This is a genomic window from Priestia sp. YIM B13552 (assembly GCF_042787775.1).
GTDB lineage: Bacteria > Bacillota > Bacilli > Bacillales > Bacillaceae_H > Priestia > Priestia megaterium_E.
In genome coordinates, this window is record NZ_JBHZOU010000002.1 from 533667 (window position 1) to 558550 (window position 24884).

The 24884-nt window shown below is 41.5% G+C and carries 21 protein-coding genes; 1 reads left to right on the plus strand and 20 read right to left on the minus strand.

Translation table 11 applies throughout. The features are described 5' to 3' along the window. The 12 genes from ACFX40_RS08785 to ACFX40_RS08840 all read right to left on the minus strand — a co-directional run bounded on the left by ACFX40_RS08785 (position 1) and on the right by ACFX40_RS08840 (position 13344). The gene (locus ACFX40_RS08785) at positions 1 to 744 is read right to left on the minus strand and encodes a Stp1/IreP family PP2C-type Ser/Thr phosphatase (RefSeq protein ID WP_028410788.1); all 744 of its coding nucleotides are present in this window, start codon (positions 742 to 744) and stop codon (positions 1 to 3) included. A 4-nt stretch (positions 745 to 748) separates the two neighbouring features. Further along, positions 749 to 1840, minus strand: a complete 1092-nt coding sequence (gene rlmN / locus ACFX40_RS08790; protein WP_028410787.1) for a dual-specificity RNA methyltransferase RlmN — start codon at positions 1838 to 1840, stop codon at positions 749 to 751. 2 nt (positions 1841 to 1842) lie between these two features. Further along, complete coding sequence (gene rsmB / locus ACFX40_RS08795) at positions 1843 to 3183, minus strand: 16S rRNA (cytosine(967)-C(5))-methyltransferase RsmB (RefSeq protein ID WP_028410786.1); 1341 nt, start codon at positions 3181 to 3183, stop codon at positions 1843 to 1845. Next, positions 3176 to 4114: a methionyl-tRNA formyltransferase gene (fmt, locus tag ACFX40_RS08800; RefSeq protein WP_050689665.1), complete on the minus strand. Its 939-nt coding sequence runs from the start codon at positions 4112 to 4114 to the stop codon at positions 3176 to 3178. The genes rsmB and fmt overlap by 8 nt, the downstream gene beginning before the upstream one ends. A 10-nt stretch (positions 4115 to 4124) precedes the next feature. Further along, positions 4125 to 4598: a peptide deformylase gene (gene def, locus ACFX40_RS08805; RefSeq protein ID WP_013084828.1), complete on the minus strand. Its 474-nt coding sequence runs from the start codon at positions 4596 to 4598 to the stop codon at positions 4125 to 4127. Between the two features lie 70 nt (positions 4599 to 4668). Further along, complete coding sequence (priA, locus tag ACFX40_RS08810) at positions 4669 to 7083, minus strand: primosomal protein N' (RefSeq protein ID WP_377254788.1); 2415 nt, start codon at positions 7081 to 7083, stop codon at positions 4669 to 4671. Next, positions 7080 to 8297 carry a bifunctional phosphopantothenoylcysteine decarboxylase/phosphopantothenate--cysteine ligase CoaBC gene (gene coaBC / locus ACFX40_RS08815; protein ID WP_028410783.1) on the minus strand — a complete coding sequence of 406 codons (1218 nt, stop codon included), beginning with the start codon at positions 8295 to 8297 and terminating at the stop codon, positions 7080 to 7082. Before coaBC ends, priA begins: the two co-directional genes overlap by 4 nt. A 180-nt stretch (positions 8298 to 8477) precedes the next feature. Next, on the minus strand, positions 8478 to 8699 hold the full coding sequence (rpoZ, locus tag ACFX40_RS08820; RefSeq protein WP_013058926.1) for a DNA-directed RNA polymerase subunit omega: 222 nt from the start codon (positions 8697 to 8699) through the stop codon (positions 8478 to 8480). Between the two features lie 2 nt (positions 8700 to 8701). Then, positions 8702 to 9316 (minus strand): guanylate kinase, encoded by a 615-nt coding sequence (gmk, locus tag ACFX40_RS08825; RefSeq protein WP_013058927.1) that lies wholly within the window; start codon positions 9314 to 9316, stop codon positions 8702 to 8704. Positions 9317 to 9329: 13 nt separating this feature from the next. Beyond that, positions 9330 to 9590 (minus strand): DUF370 domain-containing protein, encoded by a 261-nt coding sequence (locus ACFX40_RS08830; RefSeq protein WP_013084831.1) that lies wholly within the window; start codon positions 9588 to 9590, stop codon positions 9330 to 9332. A gap of 46 nt (positions 9591 to 9636) precedes the next feature. After that, the gene (locus tag ACFX40_RS08835; protein ID WP_028410782.1) at positions 9637 to 10512 is read right to left on the minus strand and encodes a YicC/YloC family endoribonuclease; all 876 of its coding nucleotides are present in this window, start codon (positions 10510 to 10512) and stop codon (positions 9637 to 9639) included. Positions 10513 to 10665: 153 nt separating this feature from the next. Then, positions 10666 to 13344, minus strand: coding sequence for a calcium-translocating P-type ATPase, SERCA-type (locus ACFX40_RS08840; RefSeq protein WP_028410781.1), 2679 nt, complete (start codon positions 13342 to 13344; stop codon positions 10666 to 10668). Between the two features lie 141 nt (positions 13345 to 13485). Here ACFX40_RS08840 and ACFX40_RS08845 point away from each other — a divergent pair, with 141 nt between their 5' ends. Then, on the plus strand, positions 13486 to 15198 hold the full coding sequence (locus ACFX40_RS08845; protein WP_377237893.1) for an Rqc2 family fibronectin-binding protein: 1713 nt from the start codon (positions 13486 to 13488) through the stop codon (positions 15196 to 15198). Between the two features lie 43 nt (positions 15199 to 15241). Here the strand turns inward: ACFX40_RS08845 and pyrE are convergent, their stop codons facing one another. The 8 genes from pyrE to ACFX40_RS08885 are packed head-to-tail and all read right to left on the minus strand — an operon-like array spanning position 15242 to position 24751. Further along, entirely contained in the window at positions 15242 to 15880 is a 639-nt protein-coding gene (gene pyrE / locus ACFX40_RS08850) for an orotate phosphoribosyltransferase (protein WP_028410779.1), read from the minus strand. Then, positions 15877 to 16599 carry an orotidine-5'-phosphate decarboxylase gene (gene pyrF, locus ACFX40_RS08855; protein ID WP_028410778.1) on the minus strand — a complete coding sequence of 241 codons (723 nt, stop codon included), beginning with the start codon at positions 16597 to 16599 and terminating at the stop codon, positions 15877 to 15879. The genes pyrE and pyrF overlap by 4 nt, the downstream gene beginning before the upstream one ends. Then, on the minus strand, positions 16571 to 17512 hold the full coding sequence (locus ACFX40_RS08860; protein ID WP_016765435.1) for a dihydroorotate dehydrogenase: 942 nt from the start codon (positions 17510 to 17512) through the stop codon (positions 16571 to 16573). The genes pyrF and ACFX40_RS08860 overlap by 29 nt, the downstream gene beginning before the upstream one ends. Then, positions 17509 to 18282, minus strand: a complete 774-nt coding sequence (locus tag ACFX40_RS08865; protein ID WP_098249237.1) for a dihydroorotate dehydrogenase electron transfer subunit — start codon at positions 18280 to 18282, stop codon at positions 17509 to 17511. The genes ACFX40_RS08860 and ACFX40_RS08865 overlap by 4 nt, the downstream gene beginning before the upstream one ends. Further along, a complete protein-coding gene (carB, locus tag ACFX40_RS08870) occupies positions 18279 to 21491 on the minus strand; it encodes a carbamoyl-phosphate synthase large subunit (RefSeq protein WP_028410776.1) in 3213 nt (1070 codons plus the stop codon). Before carB ends, ACFX40_RS08865 begins: the two co-directional genes overlap by 4 nt. Beyond that, positions 21491 to 22576: a carbamoyl phosphate synthase small subunit gene (locus ACFX40_RS08875; protein WP_028410775.1), complete on the minus strand. Its 1086-nt coding sequence runs from the start codon at positions 22574 to 22576 to the stop codon at positions 21491 to 21493. Before ACFX40_RS08875 ends, carB begins: the two co-directional genes overlap by 1 nt. Beyond that, entirely contained in the window at positions 22561 to 23850 is a 1290-nt protein-coding gene (locus tag ACFX40_RS08880; RefSeq protein ID WP_028410774.1) for a dihydroorotase, read from the minus strand. Before ACFX40_RS08880 ends, ACFX40_RS08875 begins: the two co-directional genes overlap by 16 nt. Further along, the gene (locus ACFX40_RS08885) at positions 23813 to 24751 is read right to left on the minus strand and encodes an aspartate carbamoyltransferase catalytic subunit (protein WP_013058938.1); all 939 of its coding nucleotides are present in this window, start codon (positions 24749 to 24751) and stop codon (positions 23813 to 23815) included. The genes ACFX40_RS08880 and ACFX40_RS08885 overlap by 38 nt, the downstream gene beginning before the upstream one ends. Between the last annotated feature and the right edge of the window lie 133 nt (positions 24752 to 24884).

The following is a 24884-nucleotide window of genomic DNA, read 5'->3' on the forward strand; positions in this document are numbered from 1 at the left end:
TCACCCACTTTCAGATGTAAAGTCCACAATTGCAAGTGTAATATTGTCTTCTCCACCAAGCTCATTTGCTAATTGAATCAGGCTCGTACCCTTTTCGTGAAGTGATGAACTTGTTGATAACGTTTCGTTCAGCTTTTGTTCCGTTACCTTATTTGTCAGTCCATCTGAACATAATAATAATCGATCTTCTTTTTCCACTTCAATTGTTTTTACATCTAAACTAACATTTTCTTCGGTACCTAGTGCTCGCAATAAGATATTTTTTCGTGGATGATGCTCGGCATCTTCTTTGGTGATTTGACCATTTTTTACGAGTTCATTCACAAGAGAATGATCTTCTGTTACTTGTTGAAATCCATATTCATTTGAAATATAGCATCTGCTGTCTCCTATATTACCAATCGCACAAAACGTATCGGCGCATAAAGCAAGTACAACTGTTGTACCCATCCCTTTACACTCTTCATGCTCCTGAGCATACTGATAAATATCTTGATTAATTTGCGAAACATGCGTACGAATCCACTGCGTCGCCTCATCAGGAGACGTTACTTTGTCCGCTTCTTCCCACGCTATTTGCAATTTTTGAACCGCCATCTCACTGGCGACGTCGCCAGCTCGATGACCTCCCATACCATCAGCCACAATTGCAAGCAGCTGATTGTATTGGTTCAAAAATACCCCTCCGTTATCTTCATTGTGTTGTCTAACTCTCCCTCGGTCTGTCATGAAGACAGTTGCCATACAATCACCTCGTCTCTTCTTTACGCTCCTTCGCACGTAATTGGCCACAAGCTGCATCGATGTCATGACCTTGCTCACGTCGAATAGTCACGTTAACGCCACGCTTTTTAAGCGTACGTTCAAATGCAAAAATCTGTTCACGCGGTGTACGAACATAATCACGCTCAGGCACATAGTTTACGGGAATCAAGTTCACGTGACATTTAACGTCTTTAATCAAATCCGCTAATTCCTCGGCATGCTCTACTTGATCGTTTACTCCTCCGAATAGACCATACTCAAAGCTAATACGTCTTCCCGTTTTATCCGTATAATATTTAATGGCTTCCATCAAATCAGGAAGTTTGTACGCACGGTTAATCGGCATTAAGCGTGAGCGGATGTCATTGTTTGGAGCGTGAAGTGAAATCGCAAAATTGATTTGCATTTTTTCATCAGCAAACTTATAGATTTTCGGAATGATTCCACTTGTCGATACTGTGATATGACGTGCACCAATATTTAATCCATCATCACTGTTAATTGTTTTTAAGAAGCGCATCATTTCATCGTAGTTATCAAATGGCTCCCCAATACCCATAATTACGACAGAGCTCACGCGTTCTCCTTGTTCATCTAGCGCTTTTTGTACTTTTACTACTTGCGCTACGATTTCTCCAGCTTCTAAGTTACGCTTTAAACCTCCAAGAGTAGACGCACAGAATGTACAGCCGATGCGACAGCCAACTTGAGTTGTTACACAGACAGAATTTCCGTATTCATGACGCATAAGCACCGTTTCAATCGTATAACCGTCATGGAGTTCGAATAAAAACTTCATCGTGCCGTCCCCAGACGTTTGCTGAACAACTGTTTTTAATGTCGTTAATGCAAATTTGTCTTTTAATTGTTCACGTAATCCTTTAGATAAGTTTGACATATCGTCAAAGTCCGTTACGCGTTTAATATATAACCAGTCAAAAATTTGTTTAGCACGGAACTTCTTATCTCCGTGTTCCACTAACCAATTTTCTAGGTCGTGCATTTCTAATGAATAAATAGATGGTTTTTGCGCTTTTTCTTCTGCTTTTGCTTTTCTTTTAGCTACTTCTTCCATTTTTACACCTTCTTCTGTAAACATGCAATATAAAACCCATCGCTTTGTGCATCTGGCAGCAATTGAATTTCACCATGTTTTACGTTTTGTTTAAGCTTTTGCGGCATGCGTGCAGCGAGTGTTTCATCTTTTTGAAAATCAGCATGATCTGCTAAAAATGCTGCTACAACATCCCCATTTTCATCCCGGTCAATTGTACATGTACTATATACAAGGGTCCCACCTTTTTTTAATAAAGGCGCAACCGCATTTAAAATATCTTGTTGAATACGCGCCAGCTGCTTTACATCTTGCTCAGTTTTTGTATATTTCAAATCAGGTTTACGTCTCATTACACCAAAACCTGAGCACGGAGCATCTATTAAGATACGGTCAAACATTTCTTTATCAAACTGTTCGCCCGCTTTGCGGCTGTCTTGAACCGTCGGCTCAATATTGGTAAGATGCAGACGCTCTGCCTGCTGGGCAATCAGCTTTACTTTATGGTCATGAATGTCCAAGGAAATAACTTTACCACTATTTTTAAGCTGCTCTGCAATATGAGTTGATTTTCCTCCCGGTGCAGCACAGCTATCTAAAATTAGCTCTTCTGCCTCCGCACCGAGCGCATGAGCCACTAACATAGAGCTTTCATCTTGAACGGTAAACATTCCTTCACGAAATGCTTGTGTATGAGCTGCATTTCCTTTTTGAACTTCTAGCGCTTCTTCTACAAAATGGCCTGGTTCTACAACAATACCTTCTTTTTCAAGCGCTTCTTTTACTTCATTTTGCGTAAAGCGTGCACTGTTTACTCGGATTGTTTGTTTAGGGGCCATTAAATTAGCTAAACAGATTCCGCGTGTTTTGTCCAATCCATATTGTTCCACCCAGCGTTTTACAAGCCACAATGGATGACTCGTTTCAATTGCCAACCGCTCCACAGGATTTTGTATTTCTTCTAAAGAAGGCGTGCCGCTGCGCTGAATATTTCGTAAAACGCCGTTTACCATTGAGGCAATTCCTTTGTGGCCGCGTTTTTTGGCAATTTCTACTGCTTCATGAAGGATTGCCCGGTCCGGCACTCGGTCTAAATATACCATTTGGTAAAGAGACAAACGAAGCAGAACTCGCACCCAAGGCTGCAGTTTTTTTGGATTTTTCAAGAAAGGCGCTAACCCGTAATCTAACGTATCACGTCTTTGAATCGTTCCATACACAATTTCCGTTAACAACCCTGCATCTTTTCCTTGAATACCGCGTTTTTGTATACTGTTATTTAACAATAGATTGCTGAATGCCTGATTTTTTTCAATAGCTAGTAAAATATCTAAAGCTATGTCTCGAACGTTGTACTTACTCATTGACATCCCCTAATACTGTTCCGACTTCAACGGATGTACCTCGTAAATACTGCGCTGCATCCATACGTTTTTTTCCAGCCGGCTGAAGTTCCGTCACTTTAATAGCTGTTTCATTTCCAGTTGCTACTATAAATCCATCCTCTTCAAGTGATAAAACGGTACCCGGTTTTCCTGATGCAGATACTTTCTCTCCCCACCAAATTTTCATGACCTGACCGTCTGCTGTTGTATAAGCAACGGGCCAAGGGTGAAGTCCGCGGATATGGTTATAAATTTCTTCTCCTGTACGGGCCCAATCAATTTTCTCTTGTTCCCGCTTAATGTTAGAAGCAAATGTCGCTTCGTCATCGTTTTGTTTAACCGGCGTAATTTCACCTTTTACAAGAGAAGGAATGGTTTCTGAAAGCAGTTTTGCACCAGCAGCGCTGAGTTTATCATGAAGCGTGCCAACGTGATCACGTTCTTCAATCGGAACTTCTACCTGTGTTAAGATATCACCTGCATCTAATTTTTCTACCATATACATAATTGTAACACCAGTTTTCGGCTTACCTTGTAGAATTGAATAATGAATCGGCGCGCCTCCGCGCAGTTCAGGTAACAGAGAAGCATGCACGTTAATACAGCCGTATTTAGGCGCTTCTAAAATAGGGGTTGGTAAAATTTGACCAAAAGCCGCTGTTACAATTAGGTCAGGCTCATACGCTAATACTTTCTGATATTCTTCTTCTAAACGAATCTTTTCTGGCTGCAGTACAGGTATTTCATGCTTTAACGCCTCAACTTTTACTGGAGGAGGTGTTAATACGCGCTTGCGCCCTTTTGGTCGGTCTGGCTGTGTAACCACTGCGACCACTTCATATCCATCTTTAAGTAATGTTTGTAAAACCGGCACTGAAAAATCCGGCGTTCCCATAAATACGACTTTCATCGTGTAAAACCTACCCTTCTAGTTCATCCTCTTCGTAATACTTTGTTACTTTTTCCGTGAACAATACACCGTGTAAATGATCAATTTCATGTTGAATTGCTCGTGCTAAAAAACCTTTTGCTTCTATAAAATAAGGTTTTCCTTTACGATTTTGCGCACGTACTTTCACATAATCAGCTCGAGCCACGTCACCAAAAAGGCCCGGAAAACTTAGGCAGCCTTCTGGACCGATTTGTTCGCCTCGTTGCTCAATAATTACCGGATTAATTAACTCAATTTTACCGTGTCGGTCATCCACGTCTACCACTGCCACTTGCTGCAGAACTCCTACTTGAGGAGCAGCTAAACCCACACCGTCTGCTTCAAGCATTAAATCATACATGCCGTTTAGTAATTTCGCTAATTTATTATCAAAGTTTTTAACGACTTCACACTCTTGTTCAAGTACTTCATTAGGATGGTAAACAAGCTTAAGCTTAGCCAAATAGGCACCTCCTTTATTCTTTCTATTTATATCCAAAAACCTTCTTATTTAACGCCATCAAGACGACTGGTTACATCATCGAGTATGGATTCAAATCAATAGTGATCGTTAAATTCTCCTTCTGCATTTCCGCTTGATAACGTTCTAATATATATTTCAACAGCGGAATCAGGCTTGGTTCCAGCTTGTATTTTAACATGCATTGATAGCGATATCTATCTTTTATCTTAGCAATCGGAGATGCGACTGGCCCCAAGATCGTTGTTTGCGGCGAAAGTTTCTGACGCAGATACTGCGAAATTTTGTCCGTAACAGACACCACTTTTGCAATATTTTCATGAGATACCGTTACAAGCGCCAAGTAAAAGAAAGGCGGATATTTATGCATTTTACGAATTTCCATCTCCTGCTTATAAAACGCATCGTAATCATGCTGACTCGCAAGTTGAATACTGTAGTGTTCAGGCGTGTACGTCTGAATCACTACTTCTCCTGGAAGTTTGTGGCGTCCTGCTCTTCCGCTTACTTGCGTTAAAAGCTGAAACGTTTTTTCAGATGCACGAAAGTCAGGTAAATTCAGCATCGTATCTGCTGTTAAAACGCCTACAAGCGTGACGTTTGGAAAGTCCAGCCCTTTCGCAATCATCTGCGTCCCTAGTAAAATTTGCGCTTCTCCACTTGCAAACTTGTTCAGGAGCTTTTCATGCGCGCCTTTTCTGCTTGTCGTATCAACATCCATTCGAACGACTCTAGCCTCAGGCAGCACTTTTGTTAATTCTTCTTCCACTTTTTGTGTACCAGATCCGAAAAAGCGGATATGTTCGCTGTGGCATTCTGGGCACTCAGTGTGCACATGTTCTTCGTGTCCGCAGTAATGGCATTTTAATTTATTTTGATAGCGGTGATACGTTAGTGAAATTTCACAGTGCTCACATGTCGGAACGTAACCGCAGTCCCTGCACATGACAAAAGAAGAATGACCTCTTTTATTTAAAAATAAAACGATTTGCTCCCCTTTTTCCAAACGGTCTTTCATCTTTTCAAACAGCAGAGTTGAAAACATAGAGCGATTGCCGCTGCGAAGCTCTTCTCTCATATCAACGATATCCACCGACGGCATTGATGACTTATTCATTCTTTGCTTTAACGTCAGCAGCTTATACACACCTTTTTGCGCTCTTGCAAAGGACTCAAGCGTTGGTGTTGCACTTCCTAAAATGACAGGACACTGATGATGCTGCCCTCGGTAAATAGCTACATCTCTGGCATGATAACGGGGGTTTTCTTCTTGTTTATAACTCGTCTCATGTTCTTCATCGATAATAAGAAGGCCCAAATTTTCAAATGGAGCAAATACAGCAGAGCGGGCCCCTACTACAACGGATACTTCTTTTCGCTGAATTTTTCGCCATTCATCGTATTTCTCACCAGTAGACAAGCCGCTATGAAGCACAGCAACTTTTGAGCCGAACCGCTCTTTAAACCGCTTGACCATCTGAGGGGTAAGTGAAATCTCCGGAACAAGCATAATCGCTTCTTTTCCTTTTTTCAGCACTTGATCAATTGATTGGAGATACACTTCTGTTTTTCCGCTTCCGGTTACTCCGTACATTAAAAACACATCGTGAAGATTTTCTTCGATGTCCCGCAGAATCGGTGCAATTGCCTCAGCTTGTTCATCCGTCAATTGAAATGGCTTTGATGGTGTAAAATATCGATCTTGATAAGGATCACGGTATATTTCAATTTCCGTTTCCGCTAAGAGTCCTTTGTTAATCAGCGCTTTTATAGGAGCGGAGGTAATCTGCAAATCTTCCGCTATTTCTTTTATGACTACTTCTTCATTTCGCTCGAGCATAAAAGACAGCACTTGTTTTTGCTTTTCTGCCTGCTTATTTAACTCGCTCATAAACTGCTGAATTTCTTCAAGACTTTGATTCAGTTTTACGCCTTTTGCCGTTTTTTTGTTTCCTTTGTTTTTCACAACGTAGACAACTTCGATTAGACCTTTTTGAATATCACGGTGAAAAGCAGGAGCAGCGGCTGTCTTTTCTACTTCACTCCACTTCAGTGAGGATCTTGACTGAAAAAACGACTTTACTTGCTCATGAAGCTGTTCGTATGCCTCTTTTGAAAGGAGTGACAGTTCTTTATCATATTTTGCTTTCATCGCCGCAGGCAGCATGACTTGAAAAGCCGATATCATAAAACAAAGCGTTTTTTCGGTTAGCCAGTGCCCAATCTCTAACAGTTCGGGAGTCAGAACCGGCGTTAAATCAAGCAGGTCAGCAATTGGTTTAACACGCTTAACTTCGGCCTCTTCTTTAAGAGCCACCACAAACCCTTGAACTTTTCTAGGACCAAACGGAACGACAACTCGCATACCCGGAACAATAATTCCTTTCCATTTGTCAGGAACAGCGTAGTCAAAAGCTCGATCTGTTTGCTTAGCAGCCACGTCCACAATTACACTAGCTACACTCATTTTTTCAGCCCTTCTAACATTTCCTTCACTTCTTTTAACACCTCGGTAGCTACATCGTGTTTTGAAAGAATGGGAAGTTTCCTAGACTCTCCGCTTCGCTTATAGAGCGTTACAATATTTGTGTCCGTCCCAAAACCTGCTCCCTCTGTCGTTACGTTATTGGCTACAATCATATCCAAGTTTTTAGATAAAAGTTTCTTTTGTGCATATTCATCCACTTGTTCTGTTTCTGCTGCAAAGCCGACTAAAAGCTGGTGTTCTTTTTGCTCTCCAAGCGTGCGTAAAATATCTGTTGTTCTCTCTAGCTCTAATACTGCTGCACCAGGCTGCTTTTTCATCTTTTGATCAAACACATGCTTTGGTCGGTAATCTGCCACTGCGGCTGATTTGATAACAACATCTGCTTCATGATAGCGCTGCATAACAGCTTCAAGCATCTGCTGCGCACTTTCAATTTGAACAACCTGCACTCCTTTTGGATACTCTAAATTCGTCGGTCCCGTTACAAGTGTTACCGATGCACCTAACTTAGCAGCTTGTTCTGCAAGAGCATAGCCCATTTTCCCGGTAGAACGATTGGTGAAAAATCGGACGGGATCAATGCGTTCTACCGTAGGTCCTGCTGTAACCAATACATTCACACCTTCAAGGATCTTTTGTGTATCTGATGCTTGTGAGAAATAAGATCCGATTAGTGAAACAATTGTTTCCGGCTCTTCAAGACGGCCTTTTCCTACATAACCGCATGCCAAATACCCTTCTCCAGGCTCTACAAAAGAGTAACCAAATGATGAAAGAGTGCTCATATTTTTTTTAACAGCTGGATGATCGTACATATGAACATTCATTGCAGGTGCAATCCACACAGGTGCAGTAGCAGCGAGCAGCGTTGTGGAAATCATATCATCTGCAAGACCATTTGCTATTTTCCCTATCATATTTGCCGTAGCAGGAGCTACTAAAATTAAATCAGGCCAATCTGCTAAATCAATATGTGCAATCACAGATGGATCTTTTTCATCAAACGTATCTGTATAAACTGGGTTTCGAGACAGAGCTTGAAACGTAAGCGGCGTTACGAACTCGCATGCCGAAGCAGTCATCATTACTTTAACTTCCGCTCCCGCTTGTACTAATTTACTTGTTAAAGCTGCGGCTTTATATACGGCGATCCCGCCGCTAACACATAATAAAATTCGTTTTCCCTTCATCATTATGCCCCCATCTATTTATCCCGCTCAACCAGCATCCGCTTGTTTACTCGGGTAACTATCTAAAGCTTTTCAATTTAATTATTATACCATTTTTGTAATGAGACATTCACTATCCTGCTTGAATACAAACAAAAGCATCAAAAAAATAACAACCTATAAAGTAGGTTGTTATTTTTTCACTTACTGATGTTTAGAATCTTCTTCTGCTACACCTTGCTTATAGCTTAATTGTTCAGCATTAATTTCTTCTAAAGCACAGCCTACAAATTTATAAGAAACCGGCTTTTCAATCGGCGTATCATTGTGAAGCTGTAATTGACGTGCACGTTTTGCAGCTACTGTCACAAGCGTGTACTTAGAATCTAATTTTTCCATTAGGGAATCAATTGATGGATAAAGCATGTTTATTCTACCTCCAGCATTCTTTTATAGCGCGCAGAAATACGATCACGACGGCAGTGTTCAGCCGTTACGATAGCACGGATGCGAGCACAAGCATTTTCTACTTTGTCATTTTCTACAACATAATCGTAGGCGTCCATAAGTTCAATTTCTTCTTTTGCCACGCGCATACGGTTATTGATTAAATCTTCTGTTTCAGTACCGCGGTTTACGATACGACTTTTAAGCTCTGACAAACTCGGCGGTGCCAAGAAGATGAACAAACCTTCTGGAAACGCTTCTTTCACTTGAAGAGCACCTTGCACTTCAATTTCTAGAAATACGTCTTTGCCTTCAGATAACGTTTGTTCTACATAATCAACCGGGGTACCGTAGTAGTTACCTACGTATTCAGCCCACTCTAATAATTTCTTATTTTCAATCATGCGCTCAAACTCTTCGCGTGGTTTGAAGAAATAGTCAACACCGTCTACTTCACCTTCGCGGGGCTTTCTTGTTGTTGCAGAGATAGAATACTGCAATTTAATGTCTTCTTGCTCAAACAATGCTTTTCGTACCGTTCCTTTTCCAACACCTGATGGTCCGGAAAGAACAATTAATAAACCTCTTTCAATCATCGGTTCAAGTGACCTACCCTTCTAATAATTCTTCTTTGTTTATAAGTCGCTGTGACACAGTTTCTGGCTGTACAGGAGCTAAAATAACATGATCGCTATCCATAACAATAACAGATCGTGTTTTACGTCCTTGCGTTGCATCTATTAAAGAGCCTCGATCTTTTGCATCTTGAATAATGCGTTTGATTGGAGCTGATTCAGGATGAACGACAGAGATTATACGATTAGAAGAAATAAAATTTCCAAATCCAACGTTCACTAATTTACCGCTCATAAGAAGCCTCCCGCTATACCAATATAATCTTTATCTTACACGAAGGCTATTCAATATTTTGAACCTGCTCTTTTATGCGTTCTAATTGTGCTTTCATACTAATAACATACTGAGCAATAGTACCATTATTTGCCTTCGCACCGATTGTATTCATTTCACGATTCAGCTCTTGAACAAGAAAATCCAGCTTGCGTCCTACTGAATCAGGTGTATTTAATGCTTGAATAAATTGTGAAACATGACTTTGAATTCGCGTAAGTTCTTCGCTAATATCTGCTTTTTCAGCAAAAATAGCTACTTCAGTCAGCACTCGCTGCTCATCGAAAGCACCTTCTAAATAATCGCTCAGCTTTCTTTTAATACGCTCGCGATATTGTTCAGCAACTTCAGGAGCAAGCTGTGTAATTTTTTCGCGAATGTCTTGAATATCCTGTAAGTACCCCATCAAATCGTGATACAGCTCTGATCCCTCTCGTTTCCGCATATCCACTAACTGATGCACAGCAGCGTCAACGGCTTCAAAGATTGCACCATGAATACTCGTCTGATCAGCTTCTTCTTCATAAGTTGTCATTACTTCAGGCATGTGTAAAATGTCTTGAATTTGAACAGATTGTGACAGCCCATGCTTTTCTTGTACTTGCTGCAACGCATTCATGTATTCCTCAAGCAGCTGCCAATCCGTCTGCAGTTTCTTTTTTGCCATTTCTTCACCTGAAATAGTAACAAATACTTCTACTCTACCACGTTTTATGTATGTTTGAACGATTTTTTTTATTTTATCTTCAATTTCAATTAATTGTCTTGGCATACGAATAACAATTTCACAAAAACGATGATTAACAGACTTCATTTCCACTGTTACTGATCGATTTTCCACTTCCGCTTTTCCGCGGCCAAAACCAGTCATACTTTTTATCATTATCATCACATCCACTATGTACATCTTACATAAAAAGTATCATAAAAGAAAGTGTTAGCAAAAAAAAGAAATCTCTCTTCTTTATTCAACCTGTAAAGGCTGCCTTCATGAGTTTTCTCATTTAGGACAGCCTGTATTAAAGTATAGCACAATTTATGAAGCTTTTCTTGTTAAAAGTGAACCGGCAAGTAAAAAAGTTGGAAGGCTTGCAAGTCCTAGAATAACGAGCCATTCCCGCGGTGCAATAGCCATTGTATGGAAAATAGGCTGCAGGGGCGGATAGTAAATGGCCACCAGCATAAGGATAATAGATGAAATAACGGCTCCTACAAGATATAAGTTCTGAAATGGATTGCGATCAAAAATTGATTTTTCGCTCCGGCAGTCAAATACGTGAATAAGCTGTGCCATGACAAGTGTGGCAAATGCAATCGTCTGTGCATACTGCAGCCGATCTGGGTCATTGTCGTAAACAATCATGAATGCAGCAAGTGTAGCAGCTCCAATTAAAAATCCGCGGCTGACTACTTTCCACCCTAATCCTCTTGCAAAGATACCTTCACGCGGATGCCTTGGATGGCGCTTCATCACGTTGTCCTCTGGCTGGTCTAAGCCAAGAGCCATCGCAGGCAAACCGTCTGTTACTAAGTTTACCCATAGTATTTGAATGGGCACTAGCGGAAGCGGAAGTGCTAAAATCATCGCAAAGAGCATAACTAAGATTTCTCCTACATTTGATGCAAGCAAGTAACGGATAAACTTTCGAATATTTTCATAGATGTTTCGTCCTTCTTTGATCGCTGATTTAATAGTAGCAAAATTATCATCAAGCAAAACGAGTGAAGACGCTTCTTTTGCTACGTCTGTCCCGGTGATGCCCATTGCGATGCCTATGTCTGCTGCTTTAATAGCCGGTGCATCATTTACGCCGTCGCCCGTCATGGCTACAATGTGATCTTTTGCTTGAAGAGCCTTAACAATTTTAAGCTTATGCTCAGGTGATACCCTGGCATATACGTAAACATCATCCACTACTTCTTCTAGCTCTTCCTGCGTCATTTTGGATAAATCCGTTCCTTCCAAGACTTGACCGTTTTTCGGTAGAATGCCTAGCTGTTTTGCAATCGCCTGTGCTGTAATGACGTGATCACCTGTAATCATAACGGTTTTGATCCCTGCGTCTCGGCATTCTTTGACCGCTTGCTTGACTTCTGGTCTTGGCGGATCAATCATTCCTTGAAGCCCGAGGAAAGTCAGGTCTTTTTCCGCTTCGTTCTCTGTATGGACGCTCTCATGGTCTTCTAACGGCCGATAAGCAATCGCAATTGTTCGAAGCGCTTGGCTAGCTAACTGATCAATCGCTCCTTTTACTTCATTATGAACTGTTACCGACAGCGTTTGTTGTCTGCTTTCCCACAAAATATTTTTGCTGTTTACAAGCAGCACATCCGGAGCACCTTTTGTTATAACATAGCGCTTATTAGATGCGTCTTCAATGACTACACTCATCATTTTACGCGTTGAATCAAATGGAAACTCTTCAATAATCGTAAACTGCTTTTGAATGTTTTCTTTTGTCAGCCCCGCTTTCATTGCGGCAACAAGCAAAGCCGCTTCAGTAGGATCTCCGTCGATGACATATTCTTTATCTTTTCTCGAAATGGACGTTTGATTGCAAAGCAGACCAAACACTAAAAGCTGCTGAAGCGGTTTTTCATTCCGTGTATCAACTTCTCTTTCCTCTCGCGAAAATACACCCGTAGGTTCATACCCTGTCCCTGATACCCTCCACGTCATTCCTCCTGACCAGAGGTGAGTAACCGTCATTTTATTTTGCGTTAATGTGCCCGTTTTGTCTGAGCAAATGACTGATGCGCATCCTAGTGTCTCAACAGCAGGAAGTTTGCGAACAATGGATCTTTGCTTAATCATGCGCTGTACACCAAGAGATAGCGCCACGGTTACGATGGCAGGAAGACCTTCGGGTATGGCAGCAACAGCTAACGAAACTCCCGCTAAGAACATACTGTATAAATCATGGCCTTGCAGCACGCCAATCCCGACAACTAATACAGTAAGTGCAAGGGCTACAACGATTAAAATTTTACCTAATTGCTCTAACTTCCGTTGAAGAGGAGTAATCATGGCTTCAGCATTTTGAAGCAAATCAGCAATTTGTCCCATCGCTGTTTTCATTCCAATCCCTACAACGATACCTGTTCCGCTTCCTCGCGTCACAAGCGTACCCATAAACGCCATATTGTCCTGATCTCCAAGCGGCACTTCATCTCCGGGCAAAGCTTTTATTTGCTTGGCAACTGGCAAAGACTCTCCCGTAAGCGCTGATTCTTCAATTTCTAGACTTTTGGCTTCCATAATCCGAAGGTCAGCCCCGATGCGGTCTCCGCTCGAAAACTTTACAATGTCTCCTACTACCAGCTCTTTAGATGGCAACTTAACCCATTTCCCTTCACGCATAGCTGCTACTTGAGGAGCAGAAAGCTCTTTTAATGCATGAAGAGATTTCTCTGCTTTTCTTTCTTGAAAAAAACCTAGAAATCCATTAATTACTACAATGGCAATAATAGCAATCGCATCGATGTATTCGCCTAAAAGACCTGAAATAAGCGTAGCAGCTAGTAAAACCAGCACCATAAAATCTTTAAACTGCTCTAGAAACACAAGAATGGCCGGTTTTTTCTCTCCTTCAGTCAATTCATTAAATCCTTGCTGCTGCTGACGTGCTTTTACTTCTTTGTGTGTAAGACCATGCTGTCTGTCTGTTTTTGTTACTTCTACTATTGCTTTTTCACCTAATTCATACCATCTCATTGCATCTTTTCACACCCTTTTATTTGTAAATGCACCTATTAGATTGTTACAATCTTATATCGTATGCTTATTCAGACTCGTCCTAAAAAATGCTATACTTTTCTATAGGACAATTTTCAATTACTTAAGGATGTGAGCACTATGTCATTTGATGGTATTTTTACATATGGCATTTTACAAGAATTATCTGAGACCTTGGTTTCAGGACGAATTTCAAAAATATATCAGCCGTTTCCAAACGAGTTGATTTTACAAGTACGCGCTAAAGGTGAAAACCGCAAACTTTTAATCTCAGCTCACCCTAACTATTCACGCGTTCATTTTACAAATGAGCCCTATGAAAATCCATCTGAGCCTCCTATGTTTTGTATGCTTCTTCGCAAACATTTAGAAGGAAGCATTATTGAACAAGTGTATCAGCTTGGATTAGACCGCATTTTAGTCATTGAAACAAAAGGACGAAATGAAATTGGCGACGTGACGTACAAGCAGCTTATTATTGAAATCATGGGAAGACATAGTAATGTTGTGCTTGTAGATAAAGAAAAACAAACGATTATCGACAGCATTAAACACGTTCCAATGGCCTTGAACAGGCACCGTACGCTTCTGCCCGGAGCACCTTACGTACTGCCTCCTAGCCAAGATAAGCTTCACCCATTTGAAGCGGATGAGGAAACCGTGGTTAAAAAAATTGATTTTAATAGCGGAAAGTTAGCCACCCAGCTAGTGCAAACCTTCTCGGGGCTTTCTCCTTTAATTGCAAATGAAGTGGTGTTTCGCTCTGGCTTAGCGAATCGTTCTACCCTTCCAAAATCATTCGTCGAAACGATGACGCTGATAAAAGAAGGTCAGTTTACACCGACTCTGACAACCGTTAATCAAAAAGACTACTTTTATTTACTGGAATTAACGCATTTAGAGGGTACGAAAAAAACGTATGCAACCATCAGTGAGCTTCTTGACCGCTATTACTACGGGAAAGCAGAGCGAGATCGTGTAAAGCAGCAAGCGCATGATTTAGTACAGTTTATCTCTACCGAGAAAAAGAAAAATGAGAAAAAAATAAAAAAGCTTGAGCAAACGCTGCAAAATGCAGAAAAAGCATCTGATTACCAGCTAGCCGGTGAACTCCTTATCGCAAATTTACACCTTGTCAAAAAAGGAGATGCGAAAGTGGACGTTATTAATTATTATGATGAAAATAGCGGTACACTTACGATTTCATTAGACCCGCAAAAATCACCGTCTCAAAATGCTCAAAGCTATTTCACAAAGTATCAAAAAGCGAAAAATTCCGTTTCGATTGTAATCGAACAAATTGAAAAAGCAAACGAAGAAGTACAGTATTTTGAATCACTTATTCAGCAAATGGATACTGCTACTCACAAAGACATTGCTGAGATTCGTGAAGAGCTTGTGGAAGAAGGATATTTGCGCAACCGTCAGCAAAAACAAGCAAAAAAACAAAAAAACACCACGCCTACACTTGAACAATACGTTTCAAGCGACGGCACGACGATTTTAGTTGGCAAAAACAATAAGCAAAATGAGTATTTAACAAATCGCCTTGCTGCTCGTGATGACATTTGGTTTCATACAAAAGATATACCGGGTTCTCACGTTGTTATCCGCAGCCAAGAGCCTTCAGAAGAAACCATTTTAGAAGCGGCTCACCTTGCTGCTTACTTTAGTAAAGCTAAAAATTCAAGTTCGGTACCCGTGGACTATACAAAAATTCGCCACGTAAAAAAACCAAGCGGTGCCAAGCCTGGTTTTGTGACGTACGATAACCAGCAAACGGTGTACGTAACGCCTAGCGAAGAACTTGTACTGAAGCTGCGTCAGTCATAATAAAAACCCCCTTTCTATATAGAAAAGGGGGTTTTTATTGAGTTTAGTTCATCCATGAAGGGTCTGAAGGGTTTTCACGCCATTTAAATAGCTTGTCCATCGCTTCTTCTTCAATGTATCCCGCTTCGTTTGCCGCTTCTACTAGCGTAGAGTAGTCTGTTAGCGAATAAACTTGAAGTTCTTTTTCTTTAAACAGCTGACGCGCTTTTTCCAGCTCATATGTAAAGATAGACACAACTCCCAGCACTTCACATCCCTGCGCTTTTAATGCATCCACTGCTGTAAACACACTTCCGCCAGTTGAAATCAAATCTTCAATCACAACTACTTTTTGACCTTTTGTTACTTTTCCTTCGATTTGATTTCCTTGGCCATGTTCTTTTGCTTTGCTTCGCACATAGCACATTGGAAGCTCTAGCGCTTCACTTACCCACGCTGCATGAGGGATACCAGCTGTAGCGGTACCAGCAATCACTTCTGCATTGGAAAAATACGTTTTAATTAAATGCTGCAGACCTTTTGCAATTTCTTTTCGCACTTTCGGGTAGCTAAGCGTTAGACGGTTGTCACAATAAATAGGTGACTTAATTCCAGAGGCCCATGTAAACGGCGCGTTTGGTTGAAGGCTTACTGCCTCAATATCAATTAATTGTTTTGCAATTTCTTTTCGTAGTTTTGTCATCGCGTAATACGCTCCCCTTTCCACTGCTGTAACATCTCATAATATGCTTTAAGCGGGTCTTTTGCTTTAGTAATAGAACGTCCAACGACAATGGCACTTGAGCCATATTCTCTCGCTAGCTGAGGTGTTGCCACACGGACTTGGTCATCTACTGAATCTGTGCCCATACGAATACCGGGCGTTACGGTCAAAAAGTCCTCTCCTGCTGCGTTTCGAATCGAAGGCACCTCATGAGTAGAACATACAACGCCGTCAAGTCCACTTTTTTTAGCAAGCGCTGCATAATGCGTAACCACTTCTTGCATCGAATGTGTAATGAGCTGCTGCTCTTTTAGCATTTCATCAGATGTACTCGTTAGCTGAGTAACCGCAATACAATCCGGGCGCTTTTTGCCCGCAGCGGTTCCTAAGTCAAGTCCTTCAACGGCTGCTTGCATCATGTTCATTCCGCCCGCTGCGTGAACGTTAACCAAATCCACTTCAAGAGAAGCTAAAGACTTCATCCCTTGCTTTACCGTATTGGGAATATCATGAAGCTTTAAGTCTAAAAAGATTTGGTGGTTTTGCTCTTTTAATGCAGAAATAATGGATAACCCTTCTTTATAAAACAGTTCCATGCCTACTTTCACAAACAATGACTCTTGTTGAAAAGGCATTAAAAACTGCTGTACATCGTTAATTGATGAAAAATCAAGAGCAATGATTAACGGTTGCTTCACGCTTTTTCCAGCTCCTTCCGATACATTCTGAAACATGCTCGTATCCTAATGATGTTAATAGCCTTGGCAGTTCGTCAATGATGGTTGGACATACATACGGGTCAACAAAGTTTGCTGTACCAACCGCCACTGCACTTGCACCTGCATATAGGAACTCGAGTGCATCTTCAGCAGTTGTCACTCCGCCCATACCGATAATTGGAATGTTCACTTTTTGACTCACTTCATATACCATTCGAATCGCTACAGGTTTAATGGATGGGCCTGACAGTCCGCCTGTGCCGTTCGCTAAAACCGGCTGAGCTGTTTTCAAATCCAGACGCATCCCGAGAAGCGTATTGATCATCGTTAAGCCATCCGCGCCGGCTTCTTCAACAGCCATCGCCATGTCTACAATATTGGATACGTTTGGTGATAGTTTAACATAAACTGGAACATTTGAAACATCTTTTACTGCTTTCGTTAAACGAGCAGCAATGACAGGATCTACGCCAAACGCAATTCCGCCTTCTTTTACGTTAGGACATGAAATATTCAATTCAAGTGCTTTTACATTTGATACGGTTGAAATTTCTTTTGCCACGTGCACATATTCTTCAATTGAAGCACCGGCTACGTTCGCGATAATCGGCACGTCATATTGCTGAAGCCAAACGAGCTCTTCGTTCATTACTTTTTCTAACCCAGGATTTTGTAATCCAATCGCATTTAACATTCCTGCAGATGTTTCCGCTACGCGAGGAGTTGGATTGCCAAAACGAGTGTCCGCAGTAGTCGCTTTAATCATAATGGCTCCAAGTGCATCAAGTGAATAAAATTGAGCATACTCACGCCCAAATCCAAAACAGCCGGATGCGGGCATAATTGGATTTTTCAAATCTAATCCTGGCAATGTCGTTTTTAGCATACTCATAGAAGCACCTCCCCTGCTTGAAAGACGGGACCGTCGCTGCAGATTTTTTTATACGCCGTAGAATCTTCACTTTCTCTGCATACACATGCAAAACAAGCACCGATTCCACAGCCCATTCTTTCTTCTAAAGAAATGTAAAGCGGCTTGTTTGTATAATTATTTTCTAGTGCTTTTAACATAGGAGTTGGACCGCATGAAAACATAACGTCATATGAAAACTCCTGCTCGTCAATCACCGTTGTGACAAAACCTTTTGTTCCGTAAGAGCCGTCTACCGTTGCAATATATGTTTCTCCTAAAGCTAAAAACTCTCGCTCGTAAAATACGTCTGCCTTTGATTGAAAGCCTAAGACGTGAATAACCTGCACGCCTTTTTCACGAAGTCTTTTTGAAAGCTCATAGAGCGGAGGCACTCCAATGCCTCCCCCTACTAATAAAGCCGTTTGACCTGACTCTATCGCTTCCAATGGAAAACCGTGGCCAAGCGGACCTAACACGTCAATCGACTGTCCGGCTTGTTTTTCGGCAAGCAGCGATGTTCCCGCCCCTTCTGCACGGTAAATCATCGTAAACTGTTCGTGCGTTTGGTCAATTTCTGCAATACTGATTGGTCTGCGAAGCAGCGGCAAATAGTCGTTGTTAACGCGGATATGCACAAACTGCCCCGGCTCATTCATGAAACGAACAAGCTCGCCTTGAAGGGTTAATTCATATACATTGTGTGTTAACGGTCGCTGACTGACGACTTGCATCATTTCATGTTTGATCATACGGTTGTCACCTCTTTAGTTGGACGAACTTTTTTCATTGGTGTTGTATGGAAGCTGATCGTTTCAAGCACTCGTAAAATCGCTTCTGCTGTATCAAGTGATGTTAAGCAAGGTACACCATTTTCAACTGCTTCACGGCGAATTTTAAATCCGTCACGCGCAGGCTGTTTTCCTTTTGTTAGCGTGTTGATGACAAGCTGCGCTTCACCTTTTCGTATCACATCTAAAAGATTGTGATCTTCATGATGAATTTTATTTACTACTTTTACGCGAATGTCTTCTTTTGTAAACGTTGAAGCTGTTCCTTCCGTTGCAATCACCTGGTAGCCGATGTTAGCAAAACGCTTCGCCAGCGCTGTTGCCTCTTCTTTGTCTTTATCCGCTACTGTCATAAGTACTGAACCGTACGGCTTAATGGACATACCTGACGCAATTAGTCCTTTATATAATGCTTTTTCGTACGTTGAATCTTGCCCCATTACTTCTCCAGTAGATTTCATTTCAGGTCCAAGCGTAATATCTACGCGACGCAGCTTTGCAAATGAGAAGACCGGCACTTTTACGTAGACGCCTTCTTCTTCAGGGTGCATGCCTGATTCATAGCCAAGCTCTTGCAAACTTGTTCCTAAAATAACTTTTGTTGCGACATTCGCCATCGGAATACGCGTAATTTTACTTAAGAACGGCACCGTACGGCTTGAACGAGGATTTACTTCAAGAACAAACACTTCTCCTTTTGATAAGACGAACTGAATGTTGAGCAGTCCAATAATGTTTAAGCCTTTTGCAATACGTGTTGTGTAATCAATGATTGTATCTTTTACATCCTGTGACAGAGTTTGCGGTGGATATACAGCAATGGAGTCACCTGAGTGTACACCGGCGCGCTCTACATGTTCCATAATCCCTGGAATAACCACTGTTTCACCGTCTGAAATGGCATCGACTTCAATTTCTTTTCCAGTTAAGTAGCGGTCGATTAACACAGGGTGATCTGCGTGTACTTTTACCGCGTGTTTCATATAGTGAAGCAGTTCTTCTTCTTTATACACAATTTCCATTGCGCGTCCGCCTAGTACATATGAAGGTCGTACAAGCACCGGATAACCAATTTCTTTTGCCACAACCACTGCTTCTTCTACGGATGTAACCGTCTTTCCAAGCGGCTGAGGTACTTCTAAACGCGCTAGCGTCGCTTCGAATTTTTTACGGTCTTCCGCTGCATCTAAGCTTTCAAGCGACGTTCCTAAAATCTTGACCCCTCTTGCTTCTAGCTCGTCTGCTAAGTTGATTGCTGTTTGACCACCGAACTGTACAACCACACCTTCTGGTTTTTCTAAATCGATGATATGCATCACATCTTCAATCGTCAGCGGCTCGAAGTATAATTTATCTGAAATACTGAAGTCAGTTGATACTGTTTCTGGATTGTTATTGACAATAATCGCCTCGTATCCAGCTTCTTTAATCGCCCACACGGAGTGAACTGTTGCATAGTCAAACTCAATTCCTTGCCCGATGCGGATTGGTCCTGACCCTAACACCACAACGCTTTTACGATCTGTAACAATCGATTCGTTTTCATCTTCAAACGTACCGTAAAAATATGGTGTTGTAGATTCAAATTCTGCTGCACATGTATCTACTGTTTTGTACACTGGCATCACGCCATTTTGTTTGCGGAAGTCATATACTTCACGCTCTGTTTGATTCCATAGCTTAGCAATCGTGCAGTCTGCAAATCCCATTTCTTTTGCTTCCTGTAAAACTTCTACGTTATGAATCTCTTCTTTTAACACATTTTCAAAAGCAATCACTTTTTCAAGTTTTACTAAGAAGAAGAGATCGATTTTGCTCCAGTCATGAATTTGTTGAATTGTTACGCCGCGGCGAATGGCTTCTGCAATGTAGAATAATCGCTCATCACCAGCTTTGCGAATACGTTTTTCAATAATGGCATCATCAAATTCATGCGCATCTTTCAGTTCTAAGTGATGAACGTTTGACTCAAGTGAGCGTACGGCTTTTAAAATTGACTCTTCGAACGTGCGGCCAATTGCCATTACTTCACCTGTTGCTTTCATCTGTGTACCTAGTTTACGATTAGCTGATTCAAATTTATCAAACGGCCAGCGTGGAATTTTAGATACGATGTAATCTAGTGCCGGTTCGAAACATGCGTATGTCTTCCCAGTTACCGGGTTCATCATTTCATCTAATGTTAAGCCTACCGCAATTTTTGCTGCTAATTTTGCAATTGGATACCCTGTTGCTTTTGATGCTAAAGCCGATGAGCGGCTTACGCGAGGGTTTACTTCAATTACGTAATACTGGAAGCTTTCTGGATCTAGTGCTAGCTGAACGTTACATCCGCCTTCGATTTTAAGCGCTCGGATAATTGTTAGTGACGCATTTCTAAGCAGCTGATACTCACGGTCGCTTAGCGTTTGGCTTGGTGCTACAACAATTGAATCTCCCGTATGAATACCGACCGGATCAAAGTTTTCCATATTACATACTACAATCGCATTATCGTTTGCATCGCGCATTACTTCATATTCAATTTCTTTAAAGCCTGCAATGCTTTTCTCAAGTAAGCACTGTGTTACAGGACTGTGTTTTAATCCACTTGTTACAATTTCAATCAACTCTTGCTCGTTGTTACAAATTCCGCCTCCCGTACCGCCAAGCGTATAAGCAGGACGCACGATTACGGGATAGTTTACTTGTTCAACAAACGCATACGCTTCGTCTAGCGAATGAATGATTTCACTTGCTGGGACAGGCTGATTTAGTTCATTCATTAGTGAACGGAACTGCTCACGGTCTTCAGCTTGTTCAATCGCCGATAATTTTGTCCCGAGAATTTCTACATTCAATTCTTCTAAAATACCCGTTTCGTGTAATTCTACCGCTAAGTTCAGTCCCGTTTGACCGCCAAGCGTTGGAAGCAGTGCATCCGGGCGTTCTTTACGAATAATTGAGCTTACAAATTCAACCGTTAGAGGTTCAATATATACTTTATCTGCCATTTCTGAGTCTGTCATGATTGTTGCAGGATTGGAGTTCACAAGAATAACTTTGTATCCTTCTTCTTTTAGCGCAATACACGCTTGCGCTCCTGCATAGTCAAACTCTGCCGCCTGTCCGATGACGATTGGTCCTGATCCGATTACGAGAATTGTGTTAATATCTTGACGTTTTGGCATTAGCAATTACCTACTTTCTGATTGTTTTTCATAAGATCCATAAATTCGTTGAACAATCCGTTTGCATCTTCAGGTCCCGGTGATGCTTCAGGGTGATATTGAACCGTAAATGCCGGATATTCTTTATGCTTTACTCCTTCAACTGTTCCATCGTTAAGCGCAACGTGCGTCACTTCTAATGGCGTGTTGACAAGAGATGGCTCACATACTGTATAGCCGTGGTTTTGAGATGTAAGAGCTACTTTATTGGTTTTTAGATCCTTTACAGGATGGTTGGATCCACGATGACCAAATTTCATTTTTTCTGTATCTGCTCCGCATGCTAGCGCAAACAGCTGATGTCCTAAACAAATTCCGAAAAGAGGAACCTTTCCTAAAACCCCTTGAATCATCTCGATTGCTTCAGGTACGTCTTTTGGGTCTCCAGGTCCGTTGCTCAACATGATACCATCTGGATTTAATTGAAGAATTTCTTGCGCAGTTACGTTATAAGGAACCACAATCACGTCGCATTGACGAGCTGTTAATTCGCGTAAAATTCCGTGTTTCATTCCAAAGTCAACGAGTACCACTTTTTTACCTCTGCCTGGGCTTGGGTAAGGCTTCACTGTTGATACTTTTTTAACTGAATCAGTCGGAAGTTCATGATTTTGAAGCTGTGCTACCACTTCTTCTACATTGACTTCCATGTTGCACACGCGTCCGCGAAGCGCACCGTGCTGACGAATTTTTCGCGTTAATTTTCTCGTGTCGATTCCAGCTAATCCTGGAATATCTTTTTGTTTTAAAAATTCATCTACTGATAGTTCGCTTCTGAAGTTTGAAGGAGCATCACAAACTTCTTTTACAATCAAACCGTGTACAGCTGGTTCAATCGACTCAAAGTCATCGCGGTTAATACCGTAGTTTCCGATTAAAGGATATGTTAATGTCACAATTTGTGCACAGTATGATGGATCAGATAGAATTTCTTGATATCCTGTCATTCCCGTGTTGAAAACAACTTCTCCTGTCATTTCTCTGTCGCTGCCGAATCCTTTTCCGATAAATACTGTTCCATCTTCTAAAATTAGTTGACGTTGCATGCTTTAACATCCTCCCATACTCGTTTACCTTCTACTAATGTCATTACCGGCCAACCTTTGCATACCCAGTTAGCAAACGGCGTATTTTTACCTTTTGATACAAATTCTTCTGGATTAATTGTTTTTTCTGTTTCAAGATCAATGATAGTTAAATCTGCTGGTTTCCCTACTTCGATGGTGCCATAAGGAAGGTTGAACGTGTCAGCAGGCTTGTTTGTTAAATATGATACTAGCTGCTCTAGCGTTATTACTTCTTTTAATACCAAGTTTGTATAAAGAAGCGGGAAAGCTGTTTCAAGTCCTACAATTCCAAACGGCGCAAGCTCCATGCCTTCTGCTTTTTCGTCCGCTGTATGCGGTGCATGATCAGTGGCGATAAAATCAAGCGTTCCGTCTAATAAAGCTTCAATTAATGCCTGTTGATCATCTTTTCCTCGAAGCGGCGGATTCATTTTAAAGTTTGAATCAAGCCCAGGGATGTCTTCCTCATTTAGCAGTAAATGATGAGGCGTTACTTCTGCGGTTACGCGAATGCCTGCTTTTTTCGCATCCCGAATGGCGCGAATGGATTCTTTTGTACTTACGTGACACACATGGTAGTGACAGTTTGCTGCTTCAGCAAGCAGGACATCTCGTGCAATTTGAACGGCTTCGCAGATAGAAGGAATACCGTTTAATCCATGTTCTTTTGCAAATTTTCCGTCGTGGACGCAGCCTTTGTTGATTAAATCATTATCTTCACAGTGTGCAACGATTGCTTTATTTAATGAAGCGGCTTTCTTCATCGCTTCCAGCATCATTCCTGTTGACTGAACGCCTACTCCATCATCTGTAAAAGCAAATGCGCCTGCTTCTTTTAAGCCTTCAAAGTCCGTTAGTTCTTTTCCTAATTGGCGAGTGGTAATCGATGCGTATGGCAATACGCGAACATGTGCTGTTTCTTCAATACGCTTGTTTACCCACTCCATTTGTTCAACCGTATCCGGAACTGGACGCGTGTTTGGCATTGCAGCAATTGCTGTAAAACCGCCCTTTGCCGCTGCTAAAGTACCCGTTTCAATCGTTTCTTTCTTTTCTCCCCCTGGCTCGCGCAAGTGAACGTGGACATCGATTAAACCCGGTGATAAGAAGTTCCCGCCTGCATCAATGACTTCTTCATTCTGTACGTCGATGTGTGAAGCTATTTCAGCAATTACACCATTTTCAATTTTCAGTTCGACTTTTTCAATTTTCCCTTTATTTAACCATGTAGCATTTTTGATAATTGTTGTCATTATTAAGTCCCCTTTCAATTGGTTGTAGCGCTCTTGCTAATACTGCCATGCGAATGTACACGCCATTTTGCATTTGTTTAAAAATTCTTGAGCGTTCACATTCAACGAGCTCATCTGCAATTTCGACTCCTCTGTTTACAGGAGCTGGATGAAGGATAATGCTATGTGATTTCATTTTCCGCTCTCGTTCAACGGTTAATCCGAAGCGGCTGTGGTAGTTCTGTGCAAGCTCTGAAGTGTTCTCTTCATGCCTTTCAAATTGAATACGCAGCAGCATCACAACATCGACCGTTTCGATTGCTTCATCGATATCAAGATATGTACCGTGTCTGTTCTCTTCATCTTTCCATTCTTCAGGTCCCGCAAAATATACGGTCGCCCCTAGTTTTGTCAGCATTTCAGCATTCGATCTCGCTACGCGGCTATGTCGCAAATCTCCGACTATTGCGACTTTTAATCCTTTAAACGAGCCGAACTCTTGGCGAATCGTCAGTAGATCAAGCAGACACTGAGTTGGATGCTGACCGCATCCGTCTCCTGCATTAATGATGGGAATCGATACTTTTTCCTGCAGTGCTTCATAATAACGATCTTGCGGGTGGCGAATAACAACTGACTGAACGCCGATTGAAGCTAATGTTTCAATCGTGTCATAAAGCGTTTCTCCTTTTTGGACGCTTGAAGTTGTTACTTCAAACGGAATTGTTGTTAATCCTAGCTGCTGTTCTGCCATTTCAAAGCTGCATCGAGTACGCGTGCTCGCTTCGAAAAATAAGTTGGCAACAAACATTTTCTCTTCCGGTTTCCATCCTTGTTTATTCGTTCGATAGTTTTCAGCGCTGTCTAAAATCTCTAGAATTTCATTTGTTTCTAGTGTTGAGACTGTCACTAAATGTTTCATATCGATTCCCTCCATTTTTGCTTTCCTCGCATTTCTTTATAAAAAACACCCTTTCTAACTTAGAAAGGGTGTAAGAAAACAAGCTTCGTCTATAACGCGCTTTTCACACACCCTTAGAAACCTCTCTGGATTT